General features: G+C 59.8%; 14 protein-coding genes. 4 read left to right on the plus strand and 10 right to left on the minus strand.

From position 1 onward, the window contains the following. Positions 1-45 precede the first annotated feature (45 nt). Positions 46-1,119: a fatty acid desaturase gene (locus BI292_RS09730; RefSeq protein ID WP_101207750.1), complete on the minus strand. Its 1,074-nt coding sequence runs from the start codon at positions 1,117-1,119 to the stop codon at positions 46-48. A 100-nt stretch (positions 1,120-1,219) separates the two neighbouring features. Here BI292_RS09730 and BI292_RS09735 point away from each other — a divergent pair, with 100 nt between their 5' ends. Then, positions 1,220-2,224: an AraC family transcriptional regulator gene (locus BI292_RS09735; RefSeq protein ID WP_092275098.1), complete on the plus strand. Its 1,005-nt coding sequence runs from the start codon at positions 1,220-1,222 to the stop codon at positions 2,222-2,224. Positions 2,225-2,374: 150 nt separating this feature from the next. Here BI292_RS09735 and BI292_RS09740 read toward each other — a convergent pair whose 3' ends face one another. After that, on the minus strand, positions 2,375-2,668 hold the full coding sequence (locus BI292_RS09740; RefSeq protein WP_101207751.1) for a hypothetical protein: 294 nt from the start codon (positions 2,666-2,668) through the stop codon (positions 2,375-2,377). Positions 2,669-2,838: 170 nt separating this feature from the next. Next, a complete protein-coding gene (locus tag BI292_RS09745; protein WP_092275101.1) occupies positions 2,839-3,204 on the minus strand; it encodes a response regulator in 366 nt (121 codons plus the stop codon). A 138-nt stretch (positions 3,205-3,342) separates the two neighbouring features. On the opposite strand from BI292_RS09745, the gene BI292_RS09750 reads away from it, so the two are divergent. Together BI292_RS09750 and uraH are read left to right on the plus strand one after the other, a co-directional pair. Further along, positions 3,343-3,843, plus strand: coding sequence for a heme-binding protein (locus BI292_RS09750; protein WP_092275104.1), 501 nt, complete (start codon positions 3,343-3,345; stop codon positions 3,841-3,843). Then, positions 3,840-4,250, plus strand: a complete 411-nt coding sequence (uraH, locus tag BI292_RS09755; RefSeq protein WP_092275107.1) for a hydroxyisourate hydrolase — start codon at positions 3,840-3,842, stop codon at positions 4,248-4,250. The genes BI292_RS09750 and uraH overlap by 4 nt, the downstream gene beginning before the upstream one ends. A 180-nt stretch (positions 4,251-4,430) precedes the next feature. Here uraH and BI292_RS09760 read toward each other — a convergent pair whose 3' ends face one another. Beyond that, complete coding sequence (locus BI292_RS09760; protein ID WP_101207752.1) at positions 4,431-5,117, minus strand: Crp/Fnr family transcriptional regulator; 687 nt, start codon at positions 5,115-5,117, stop codon at positions 4,431-4,433. A gap of 84 nt (positions 5,118-5,201) precedes the next feature. Here BI292_RS09760 and BI292_RS09765 point away from each other — a divergent pair, with 84 nt between their 5' ends. Further along, positions 5,202-5,720, plus strand: coding sequence for a DUF962 domain-containing protein (locus BI292_RS09765; RefSeq protein WP_101207753.1), 519 nt, complete (start codon positions 5,202-5,204; stop codon positions 5,718-5,720). A 99-nt stretch (positions 5,721-5,819) separates the two neighbouring features. Here BI292_RS09765 and BI292_RS09770 read toward each other — a convergent pair whose 3' ends face one another. The 6 genes from BI292_RS09770 to dibA form a co-directional block, all read right to left on the minus strand. After that, positions 5,820-6,809 carry a sulfate/molybdate ABC transporter ATP-binding protein gene (locus tag BI292_RS09770; RefSeq protein WP_092275116.1) on the minus strand — a complete coding sequence of 330 codons (990 nt, stop codon included), beginning with the start codon at positions 6,807-6,809 and terminating at the stop codon, positions 5,820-5,822. A 3-nt stretch (positions 6,810-6,812) separates the two neighbouring features. Next, entirely contained in the window at positions 6,813-7,685 is an 873-nt protein-coding gene (gene cysW / locus BI292_RS09775) for a sulfate ABC transporter permease subunit CysW (protein WP_092275119.1), read from the minus strand. A gap of 13 nt (positions 7,686-7,698) precedes the next feature. Further along, positions 7,699-8,517: a sulfate ABC transporter permease subunit CysT gene (cysT, locus tag BI292_RS09780; protein WP_092275122.1), complete on the minus strand. Its 819-nt coding sequence runs from the start codon at positions 8,515-8,517 to the stop codon at positions 7,699-7,701. Positions 8,518-8,713: 196 nt separating this feature from the next. After that, positions 8,714-9,727, minus strand: coding sequence for a sulfate ABC transporter substrate-binding protein (locus BI292_RS09785; protein ID WP_092275124.1), 1,014 nt, complete (start codon positions 9,725-9,727; stop codon positions 8,714-8,716). A gap of 121 nt (positions 9,728-9,848) precedes the next feature. Continuing rightward, on the minus strand, positions 9,849-10,031 hold the full coding sequence (gene oscA, locus BI292_RS09790; protein ID WP_092275127.1) for a sulfur starvation response protein OscA: 183 nt from the start codon (positions 10,029-10,031) through the stop codon (positions 9,849-9,851). Positions 10,032-10,356: 325 nt separating this feature from the next. Next, positions 10,357-12,276, minus strand: a complete 1,920-nt coding sequence (gene dibA / locus BI292_RS09795) for a phosphodiesterase DibA (RefSeq protein WP_101207754.1) — start codon at positions 12,274-12,276, stop codon at positions 10,357-10,359. Between the last annotated feature and the right edge of the window lie 85 nt (positions 12,277-12,361).

Consider the following 12,361-nt stretch of genomic DNA (forward strand, 5'->3'; position numbering starts at 1 on the left):
TGATGGAGGTTCACGTGGGAGCGAGGCTTGCCCGCGAAGAGGCCATCAGACCCGCACACCGTCTAGCGGTTGCGACTGTGTTTCTTCCTTGCGCACAAAGCGGTTCGCCCGGGCAAAGGTGCCGAAGTCATTGAACCGAACGCCCATCTCGCGCATGACTTTATGCGCCACCGGCACGGTCATCTGGCGGATGTAGAAGGGTTCTTTCACCACGAAATGATGAATCCCGTGGCTGCTGCCGAAGTTGAAGCAGAACGCCTGCAGCGGCCACATCCACCATGGGTTCAGCACTTGGGTTTGCTGGATCACATTGCCCGGCTCGATATCGCCGTAGTAGTGCATGTTGGAGCTGACAAAGTGCAGGCAAAAAGTGCGCAGCACGTTCGGGCCGATGATCACCACTACCGCGATGTCGATGACGTGCATCACTGACAACGTGGTCGCCGACCATTCGATCGGTGCGCCGAGCAAGTGGGCGACGCCGTTGGCCGCATGGAAGCCCAGAAACACGTACCACGCGCCCCAATGCAGCAACGCCAACGGCGCGTAAACCTTGAGCACGCGCTCCAAAATACTCAGCTTGTGCGCCAAGGTTTTCGCCCGCAGCAGGCGGATGAACGCCGACATCATGTTGTCGCCGACCATCAATAATCGCGCGATGCCCCACGGCTCGCCGTTGGTGATGGCGCGTTCTTCCATGTCGCTTTCAGTGCCGGAGACTTTGTGATGGTTGAGGTGCAGATGCCGCCGAATCCACGGGTTGATCGTGCTCGGCCGCGCCAGCCACACCAGGCCCATCATCAGGTTGTGCGGCACGCGTTGTTTGCGGAAATACATGCTGTGGATCAGGTCGTGCTCGAGCTCGTGGGTCAACGACGCGAAAAACGCGTTGAGCAGCAGGCACACCCACCACGCCATGTGGCCGTTGATGTAGAGCGCCGCCGAACCGATCATCCCGGCCAGCGCGAAGGCCAGAATGCCGGCGCCCAAGGCGTCCTGATGATCAAGAATCGGGTAGCGTTTGCGCAGTTCAACGCCTCTGGCCAGCACCACTTCGCGAATATGCGCTGATCGCTGGCCTGCATTCAGTCGCTGGGGACTTGCAGAAGTACCGTCCATGCTTCCATCCTCTGGTTATTGATGCTCACATCCTCGCTTGTGAACTCTGCAAGTGTAGTAGCTGTGAGCGCCAACCTGTTGACCGGAAGCGCCAATCAACATGACTGAACCGACCTCCCTCGCCAGTTGGACCCGCGCCCTGCGCAAGCAGCTCGATGCGCTGGGCCTGGACAGCACCGCTCTGTGCCAACAGGCGGGGCTCGACCCGCAGTTGATGGACGACCCTAACGCCCGTTATCCGTTGTCCAACACCACGCGCCTGTGGGAAATCGCCGTGCAAGTCAGCGGCGATCCGGCAATCGGCCTGCGCGTGTCGCGTTTCGTCAGCCCGACCACCTTCCATGCACTCGGTTATGCGCTGGTGGCCAGCGCCAGTTTGCGTGAGGTGTTCGAGCGCATCGTGCGTTATCACCAGGTGGTCAGCGATGCGCTGGAACTGGAACTGATTCGCGCCGAGGACCGCTACCGTTTTCATCTGAAAGTTCCGTCAGGCAATCCCGCGCCAGCGTTTGAAGCCATCGATGCTTTCGCCGCGATCTACGTGCGCACCTGCCGCAATCGACTGGGCCGCGAATATGCGCCGCTGGCGGTGTATTTGCGCCGGCCGGAACCGGCGGACCCGCACCAATGGCACAAGGTGTTCCGCTCGCCGGTGCATTTTGCTGCCGAGGAGGATCGCCTGGAATTCGCCCTCATCGACTTCGAAAGTCACCTCGACGACGCCAACCCGGAACTCGCCGAACACAACGAAACCGTGCTCAAACGCACCCTCGCCCAGCTCAAACCGCTGACCTGGGAACGTAAAGTGCGCGACGCGATTGAAGAGCAACTGCCCGAAGGCGAACCCAGCGCCGAACGCATCGCCCAGACCCTGCACCTGAGCCTGCGCAGCCTGCAACGGCACTTGGCCGACGAAGGTTGCCGGTTCGACACGCTGCTCAACGAAAGCCGCGAAAACCTCGCGCTGCTGCACCTGCGCGATCCGCAATGCTCATTGAGTGAAGTGAGTTATTTGCTCGGGTTTGCCGATACCAGCAGCTTCAGCCGGGCGTTCAAGCGCTGGACGGGGATGACGCCGGGGCAGTTTCGGGATGGGTTGCGGTGAGGGATCCAGAAGGTGTGTTATTGATTGACCCCTTCGCGAGCAGGCTCGCTCCCACATTTGATCTTCAGTGGAAGCAAAATCCACTGACCTCGCAAAGCCACTGTGTGAGCGAACCTGCCCGCGAAGGCAATTTTTTGCAAACTGAAGCCATTACTCAACAACAAAAAAACTAAGTTCCGGTGTGTACTCGGAGCGCTGGCGATTGTACTCCTGGAGTGCACGGACAGTGTATCGACCGGGAGGCAGTGTCACCGTTCCTTCCCATCTCACTTCAGGCCGTACGGGCTCGTAAATATTGGCTGTCTCAGAAAATTTGATCCATACCCACCATTCGTTCATACCCGTGCCCCCAAATTTCACGGGGCTTTTAACAACAGCATCGTTCTTTGGAAACTCAATGACGGGAGCAGGCGGAATCTGATTATTTCCTTGTTCAGTGCTCATGATGAAATCTCCGAGAAATGTCGTATCGACATTTGGATTTTTGCATCGTCGCTCTGAGGTTATCTACTGTCAGATCTGACAGTAGGCACAGCGCTAGCACAGAAAATGTTGGCTTTTCGTCGTCCCACGAGCCGCGTTACGAGCGCGCAGCCTTTCGATCTTTGTATCTCTCACCGCCCGCGATCACGCCGCAGCAACTTGCGCACTCGCGCCACCAGAGCACTCATTGCGAACGGTTTGAGCAGGTAATCATCCTCGTGCAATTCCAAGCCGCGCAGGCGATCTTCGATGCCGTCGGTGGTGGTGAGGAACAGCACCGGGGTTTCGCCGAGTTTGCGGATTTGCTGCTGCAGCTGCCAGCCGTTGAGGCCCGGGAGCATGACGTCGAGGATGATCAGGTCGTATTCGCCCGACTCGATCAGGCGTCGGGCATGCATGCCGTCGTTGGCTATGTCCACCGAATAGCTCGCCTCGCCCAAGGCATTGGCCAGTTGTTTGGCGACGGCTGGTTTGTCTTCCACTAACAGGACACGCATGGCACACCTCGATTGATCAGAGCAACAGGCTAGGCGCCTTCGGCGATATTTCCCATTACAAACTTGTAATCATGCTGACGGAGTTGTGCAAAAAAGCCTGGATAAGGTGGCCTCCTGATTTTCTGGAGCTGCCCCCCCATGCTGTTGAGAACCCTTGTCTTGAGCCTCGCCACCGGGCTGACCGGCAGCGCATTTGCCGCCGCCGAACTGCCGCGCCACGCCGACCTTGATCTGCGCACCGCGCGCCAATTGGCCGATGCCACGTTGGCCAGTTGCACCGGCACGGTGTCGGTGCTGGACCGTGGCGGCAACCTGCTGGTGACCTTGCGCGCTGACGGTATCGGCCCGCACAACACCGCCGCCAGCCAACGCAAAGCCTACACCGCGCTGTCGACAAAAAACCCGACACGATTGTTCGCCGAACGCGCGCGCAGCAATCCTGAAGCGGCCAACCTCAATACCCTCGACGAATTGCTGCTGCTGGGCGGCGGTGTGCCGCTGTTTGCCGGCGATGAGCTGGTCGGCGCGCTCGGCGTAGCCGGTTCCGGTGGCGGCGAGCAAGACGAAAACTGCGCAATCAAAGCGGCGACAGTCGCCGGCCTGCAGATCAAACCTTCAAACCAAGGAGCTTCAAAATGAACCTGTTCCGCATGACTTTCGCCGCCCTCGCCCTCGGCAGCCTGTCGAGCCTGGCCCTGGCGGCCGGCAATCCGTTGAGCGTGCATGTGCTCAATCTGGAAAACGGTCTGCCGTCACCGGGCGTCAACGTGACGCTGGAAAAACACGTTGGGCAGAATTGGCAGCCACTGGCTCAGGGCACCACTAACGAACAGGGGCGTATTGGCGAACTGTTTCCGGCGGACAAACCGTTCGAGAAGGGCGAATACCGGGTGGTGTTCAAGACTGGCGAGTATTTCCAGAAGACTAAACACGAGACGTTTTTCCCGGAGATTCCGGTGATTTTCGAGGTCAAGCAGACGGACCAGCATTACCACATTCCGTTGCTGCTGAGCCCGTATGGCTTCTCGACGTATCGCGGTTCGTAGGTCAACCGAAAACCGACTTCAACTCAAACTCTCCCCGAACCCTGTAGGAGCTGAGCTTGCTCGCGAAGGCGTAGTGTCAGTCACCTTCAACGTTGGCTGACCCGACGCCATCGCGAGCAAGCTCAGCTCCCACAGGGGCGGGGTTGGCAGTGAGATTTGAGGCAAGGGCCGGTTTGTTGATCAGATCGCAGTCAACGCGCGCAGTCGCTCGGCGTCGAGGATTTCGATCTCGCCATACCTCAGGCCAATAATGCCCTGTGCCTGCAGCTCTCTGAGCAGTTGATTGGTGGTCTGGCGCGACAGCGACAGCATCGACGCCAGTTGCTCCTGCGGCAGTTGCAAAACCCGGCGCGGCGGATCGATTTCGCCGTAGCCCTCGGCGATCATCAGCAAGCGATGGGCCAGGCGGGCCGGGGCCGGCATCAGGCTCAGCTGTTCGAGGTTGATGAACGTCAGGCGCAGTTTGTGGCTCATCAGCAGCGCCAGTTGCCGCCAGTACAACGGTTGCTCATCGAGCAATTTCAGCAGCGTGGTTTGCGGGATGTGCAGCAAGGTGCACGGCCCCGCGCTGAAGGCATCGTGAGTACGTGGCTGGCCATCGAACAGGCAGATTTCGCCGAACCAGTGCGGCGCCTCGACCAGACTCAGCAACGCCTCTTTGCCCTGCTCGCTGACCGTGCCGATGCGCACCGAACCTTCAAGCACCGCGTACAAACCACACGGCGCATCCCCGCGTTTGAACAGCAACTGCCCCGCCGTCAGGCGCCGCAACCGCGCCGCCGCCAGCAGACTATCCTGTAACAGAACAGGTAAATGGCTGAACCACTGCCCACTCATCAGGCGCGCACGCCAAACCTGCATGTCCATTGAATCTCCTGGAAATTGTCGCCTGGCTGACAGAGCGAGCACTGAACCCGGCGCATGATCCCTCACCCTACAGGAGGAATAACAATGAAAAGCCTCGTTGACCATCTCAGTCAATACGCCGCCTACCACCGCGACCCGCGCAACATCGTCACGCACTTTATCGGCATTCCGCTGATTGTGCTGGCCGTCGCGGTGTTGCTCTCGCGGCCGCAATGGGCCGGCGGCTGGCTGTCGCCGGCGATGCTGGTGGCGCTGGCATCAGCATGGTTTTACCTGCGCCTGGAGTTGCGCCTCGGCGTATTGATGACGTTTTTGCTGGGGCTGTGCGTGTGGGCCGGACAAGCGCTGGCGCAGCAAAGCACCCTGCTCTGGCTGAGCAGCGGCGTGGCGATGTTTGTGATTGGCTGGGTGATCCAGTTTGTCGGGCACCACTACGAAGGACGCAAACCGGCGTTTGTCGATGACGTGACGGGGCTGATTGTCGGGCCGTTGTTCGTGGTGGTTGAACTGGCGTTTTTGCTGGGGTTACGGCATGACCTCAAAGAGCAGATCGAGGCGCGGGTGGGGGGTGTGCGGGTCAATCCGAAGCGTGCTGCTGTTTAGATCGCTTTCGCGGGCAAGCCTCGCTCCTACAGGTTTTTTGTCGGTCGTGATGACAACGCTGACCTGTAGGAGCGAGGCTTGCCCGCGAAGCTTTTGATCTTAGATATTGGCAACTTTCTGCCAGACCTTGGGTTTGAAAAACAGTGTCTCACCCTTGGCCAGACCGACCAGGCTGTCGTGGTCCTTCACCACTTCGGCCTCGATCAATTCGCTCTGCCCTTCGACTTTCAACGTCACGCGCGTGGTCGCGCCCAGCGGCCGGATGTCGCGCACTTCGGCGGCGTGGTGGTCTTCGATCTCATGGCGCGACAGCGACACTTCGTGCGGGCGGAACAGCACGTGTTTGTCGTCGCCCAGGTGCAGCCGGTTCGAGTCGCCGAGGAAGTGGTAAACAAAATCACTGGCCGGGTTCTCGTAGACTTCACCCGGCGAGCCGATCTGCTCGATCACGCCTTTGTTCATCACGACGATGCGATCCGCGACTTCCATCGCTTCTTCCTGGTCGTGGGTGACAAACACCGAGGTCAGGTTGATGTCTTCGTGCAGGCGCGCCAACCAGCGACGCAGCTCTTTACGGACCTTGGCATCCAGCGCGCCGAAAGGCTCGTCGAGCAGCAGCACTTTCGGCTCGACCGCCAAGGCACGGGCCAACGCGATGCGCTGACGCTGGCCACCGGACAGTTGCTCCGGGTAGCGATCCGACAGCCAATCGAGTTGCACCATGTTCAGCAGTTCATGGACTTTCACCGCGATCTGGCTTTCGCTCGGGCGCTGGTTTTTCGGTTTCATGCGCAGGCCGAATGCGACGTTGTCGAATACGGTCATGTGGCGGAACAAGGCGTAATGCTGGAACACAAAACCGACGTTGCGATCACGCACGTCGTGGCCGGAAACGTCTTCACCGTGGAACACGATGTTGCCCTGATCCGGCGTTTCCAGCCCGGCAATGATCCGCAACAGCGTGGTTTTTCCGCAACCGGACGGGCCGAGCAGCGCCACGAGTTCGCCGCTCTGAATGTCCAGGCTGATGTTGTCCAGCGCTTTGAACGCATTGAAATTCTTGCTGACGTTACGCACTTCGATCGACATGAGTTATTCCTCCGCGGCGCTGGCGCGCAGGCGGTTAATGCGGTTTTCGCTCCACTGCTTCAGCAGCAGGATGAAGAGCGCCATGATCAGCAACAGGCTCGCCACAGCGAACGCGGCCACGTGGTTGTATTCGTTGTAGAGGATCTCGACGTGCAGCGGCAAGGTGTTGGTCACCCCGCGAATGTGCCCGGAAACCACCGACACCGCACCGAACTCACCCATCGCCCGCGCGGTACACAGCACCACGCCGTAGATCAGGCCCCATTTGATATTGGGTACGGTGACGTGCCAGAACATCTGCCAGCCATTGGCACCGAGCAGGCGCGCGGCCTCTTCTTCCTGCGTGCCTTGTTCCTGCATCAGCGGGATCAATTCACGCGCCACGAACGGCACGGTAACGAAAATCGTCGCCAGGACGATGCCCGGCAGGGCGAAGACGATCTGGATGTCATGGTCCTGCAACCACGGCCCGAACAGGCCCTGAGCGCCGAACATCAACACGTAGACCAGACCGGCGATCACTGGCGACACCGAGAACGGCAAGTCGATCAGCGTCACCAGCATGCTCTTGCCGCGGAACGAATATTTGCTCACGCACCACGCCGCGCTGACGCCGAACACCACGTTCAGCGGCACCGAAATCAGCACGGCGATCACGGTCAGTTTCAGTGCCGACAAGGCGTCGGGTTCAAAGATCGCGGCGAAGAATGTGCCGAGGCCATTCTTCAATCCCTGCGACACGACGATGAACAGCGGCAGACCGAGAAACAGGATAAACACCAGCCAGCACAGGCCGATCAGGATGCGCCGCGAGGTTGCGCTGCCACGGCGGGCGGCGTTGGCCGAAGAGGCGGCCGCAATAGACGATTGGGACATGGTTCGCGCCTCCTTATGGGGTTTCGATGCGCCGCTGCAGCAAGTTGATCAGCAGCAACAGGACGAAGGAAACCACCAGCATCAGCACGCCGATGGAAGTGGCGCCGGTGTAGTCGTATTGGTCGAGTTTGACCATGATCAGCAGCGGCAGGATCTCGGTTTTCATCGGCATGTTGCCGGCGATGAAAATCACCGAACCGTACTCGCCGACGCCACGCGCAAACGCCAGGGCAAACCCGGTCAGCCACGCGGGCAGCAGGGCCGGCACGAGGATGTGGCGGAACACTTGCAGCGGTTTGGCGCCCAGGCACGCGGCGGCTTCTTCGACTTCACGCGGGATGTCGGCCAGCACCGGTTGCACCGTGCGCACCACGAACGGCAGCGTGACGAAGGTCAGCGCCAGGGTGATGCCGAGCGGGGTGTAGGCGATTTTGAAACCCATGTCGGCGGCGAACTGCCCGACCAGGCCGGTCGGCGTGTACAGCGCGGTCAGGGCGATACCGGCCACCGCCGTCGGCAGCGCGAACGGCAGGTCGATCATCGCGTCGATGATCTTGCGACCGGGGAAGGTGTAGCGCACCAGCACCCAGGCCAGCAGCGTGCCGATGATGCCGTTGATGATGGCCGCGTACAGCGCGGTGCCGAAGCTCAGCTTCAACGCCGCCAGCACCCGTGGCGCGGTGATGATCGTCCAGAACTGATCCCAGGTGAGTTGGGCGGCATGCACAAACATCGCCGCCAGTGGAATAAGCACAATCAGGCTGAGGTACACCAAGGTGTAGCCCAGCGTCAGCCCGAAGCCGGGTATGACGGGGGAGATACGACGCGACATAAAAGTCCTTGGTCAATAACGCATCAATGTGGGAGCAGGCACTGTGGCGAGGGGATTTATCCCCGTTGGGCGGCGAAGTGGACCCAGAAAACGGGCCTGCTGCGCAGTCCAACGGGGATAAATCCCCTCACCACAAAAGTCCGCTCCCACATGTTTCGTGCCTGGGCATAAGGCCCGTTTTGAATCAGCTTACTGCTTACTGCGCCTGGTAAATCTGGTCGAACACGCCACCGTCATTGAAGAATTTCGGTTGCGCAGTTTTCCAGCCGCCGAAGTCTTTGTCGATGGTCACCAGGTCCAGCGTCGGGAACTGCTTGGAATACTTCGCCGCGACGTCTTTGTCACGCGGACGGTAGAAGTTTTTCGCAGCGATTTCCTGACCGGCCGGGCTGTACAGATGCTTGAGGTACGCCTCGGCGATTTGCTCGTTGCCCTTCTTCTCGGCGTTCTTGTCGACCACGGCCACTGGCGGCTCGGCAAGGATCGACAGCGACGGCACGACGATGTCGAATTTGTCGGCGCCACCGTCTTCTTTCAGCGCCAGGAACGCTTCGTTTTCCCAGGCCAGCAACACGTCGCCCTGACCGTTGTTGACGAAGGTGATGGTCGAACCGCGAGCGCCGGTGTCCAGCACGGGCACGTGCTTGAACAGGGTTTGCACATATTCTTTGGCTTTGCCTTCGTCGCCGCCATTGGCTTTCAGACCATAGGCCCACGCCGCGAGGAAGTTCCATCGCGCACCGCCGGAGGTTTTCGGATTGGGTGTGATCACCGAAACGTCGTTCTTGACCAGATCGCCCCAGTCCTTGATGCCTTTCGGGTTGCCCTTGCGCACCAGAAACACGATGGTCGAGGTGTAAGGCGTGCTCGCATCCGGCAGACGTGTCTGCCAATCGGCCGGCAGGGTTTTGCCGAGTTTGGCGATTTCGTCGATGTCACCGGCCAGCGCCAAGGTCACGACGTCGGCGCGCAAACCATCAATCACCGCACGCCCCTGCTTGCCGGAACCGCCGTGGGATTGCTGGATCTTGACGTTGTCGCCAGCGTGCTCTTTCTTCCAGAAGTTGATGAATTCGGCGTTGTAGTCCTGATACAGCTCACGCGTCGGGTCGTACGAAACGTTGAGCAGCTCGTAATCCTTGGCAACCGCGGTACCAGCAAAAAGGGCACTGGCCAGCGCGGCCAAAGCGAAATGACGAATCGACGACATGGTGAAAGCTCCTGGAATTCTGTGGTGTTGGCTTTTTCTTATGAGGTGCTGGCGTTGCGGTTGCCGGTCAGCAAAATCGCAGCATGAAGCCGCGATTTTCGGGTGTTGCGAATAAGGCGTCTCAGCTCGGCTTGTGGGCCGGGTTTTGCAGGCGGAATTTCTCTTTGCGTTCGATCTGAACCACCTGCGCGTTGTGCACGGTGATTTCCACCGCGCCGAAACGCAGGTCGCGCAATGCGCTTTGGATCTCACGCAAAATGGTTGCTTCGTCCTGGCCGTCAACGCTACGTAGGGATGCGCTCATGGTGCTGCTCCTTCGACTGAGAGGTTGCCTGGCAGTGGCGGCACTGCTTGCGGCGTGGGACCAATAGTAGATAGGCGCGGATATTCTTAAAAAGACTATTTAAGAATGTTTATATAACCAGAAAGTATTATTTGAAGGGACAAGGGCTTGCGCGGGATTTCACATTTTCGAAAGCCCCACAAAACCCCGTGGCGAGGCGGCTTGCACCCCGTTCGGCTGCGAAGCAGTCGTAAATTCTGCTAGCGCGGTGTATCAGGCATTTTGGGACGGCTTCGCCAACCGACGGGGGCAAGCCCCCTCGCCACACAAGCCCCCTCGCCACATATCAGCCAATCACCGGAGCCCGCGCCCAATCCAGTTGCTCCGCCGGCACCGGCCGGCCAAACCAGTAGCCCTGGCCGAGATCGCAATCCTGATCGAGCAGGAACCGCGCCTGTTCCATTTGCTCGATGCCCTCGGCGTGCACCTGCATGCCCATGCTTTTGGCCAGCGCGATGATCACCCGCACAATCGCGCCGTCGTCATCGTCCCACGGCAACCCGGCGACGAAACCCTGATCGATCTTGAGCTTCTGCACCGGCAAGCGCTTGAGTCGCAGCAATGATGAATACCCAGTGCCGAAATCATCGATGGCCAGCCGCACGCCCAACTCGCGCAAGCGATGCATCTGCTCCAGCGCCACTTCCGGGTCGTCCATCACCGCGCTTTCGGTGACTTCCAGTTCCAGAAACGCCGGATCCAGGCCAGTTTCGTGCAGCACGTGCGCAACCTGCTGATACAACTCACGGCGCGCAAACAACCGCGACGACACATTCACCGCGACAAACGACAGCGCCACCCCGGCGCGCTGCCATTCACACATGTGCTGGCAGGCCTGCTGCATGACCCAGGCGTCGATCTCGGAAATCAGCCCGGTCCGTTCGGCGACCGGAATAAATTCTGCTGGCGAAATCAGCCCGCGCTGCGGATGCTCCCAGCGCACCAGCGCCTCGACGCCGATCAAGCGACTGCTTTTGAGGTCATGCACCGGCTGGTAATGCACGCGCAACTCCTGCTGCTCCAGCGCGCGGCGCAGCTCAAAAGCGATTTCGACGCGTTGCTGGGCATGCGCGGTCAGCTCCTCGGTGTACAGCGCGTAGCCGTCGCGCCCGGCGCTTTTGGCTTTGAACAACGCCGAGTCGGCATTGCGCAGCAATTGCCCGGCGCTCAGGGCATCGCTGGGGAACAGGCTGATGCCGACGCTGGCATTGATGAACAGCTGATGGCCGTCGATCTCGAACGGCTCTTTCAAGCCGTCGATGATCCGTTGCGCCAATCCTGCCGCCAGCACTGGTTGCGGACAGTTTTCGGCGAGGACGGCGAATTCATCGCCACCCAATCGCGCCAATGTCACGCCCGGCGCAAACAAACCCATGAAGCGTCCGGCGACGCTTTTCAGCAACTGATCGCCGATGTTGTGGCCGAGGCTGTCGTTGATCATCTTGAAATGATCCAGATCGATCATCAGCAACGCGCAACCGCGCTTGTGCAGCTGCGCCGAGGTCAGCGCCTGCTCGATGCGATCGGAAAACAGCAGCCGGTTGGGCAAGTCGGTCAGGGGGTCGTGGTGCGCGAGGTGCGCCAGCTCATCCTCGGAGTTCTTGATTGCGCTGATGTCGGAAAACACCGCCACGTAATGACTGACGTGGCCGAGATCGTCATGAATGACCCGAATGGTCTGCCACTGCGGATAAATCTCGCCGCTTTTGCGCCGGTTCCAGATTTCGCCGCTCCACCCGCCGTTATCGCCGAGCGTGGCGAACATTTCCTGATAGAAGGCTGGCGGATGGTGGCCGGACTTGAACAGGCTGGGCTGCTGGCCGAGTACTTCGTCTCGCTGAAAACCGGTGATTTCGATGAACGCGCGATTGACGTGGACGATCAGGCCCTGGCGGTCGGTGACCAGCACGCCTTCACGGGTGCAGTCGAACACAGCAGCGGCCTGGCGCAGGCGCTCGCGGTCATCGCTGCGCTCACGCAATTTGGCGCCGATGCCCAGGCATCGGAACAATTTGGCACGCGCCAGAAAGATCAGCCCGGCGCTGAGCACCACCCAGGCGTAGCCGTTGATCAGTTGCCAGCGCAGCTGTTCGCGGGAGCTATCGAAGAAACTGTTCAATAAATAACCACTGAACTGCAGCCAGATGACTGAAAGCACCAGGTAAAGCAGCGCTGCACGCAAGGCATCGCGATATGTGGCAGACATTCGGCCGTCCATGTCCCTACAAAAAGGTTGGAATTATAGGCGAAAGAAACATCCAGCCACTCTTATCTGAAAGGGCGACTGGTTT

The sequence above is a fragment of the Pseudomonas sp. 43NM1 genome (assembly GCF_002836905.1).
GTDB classification, from domain to species: domain Bacteria; phylum Pseudomonadota; class Gammaproteobacteria; order Pseudomonadales; family Pseudomonadaceae; genus Aquipseudomonas; species Aquipseudomonas prosekii.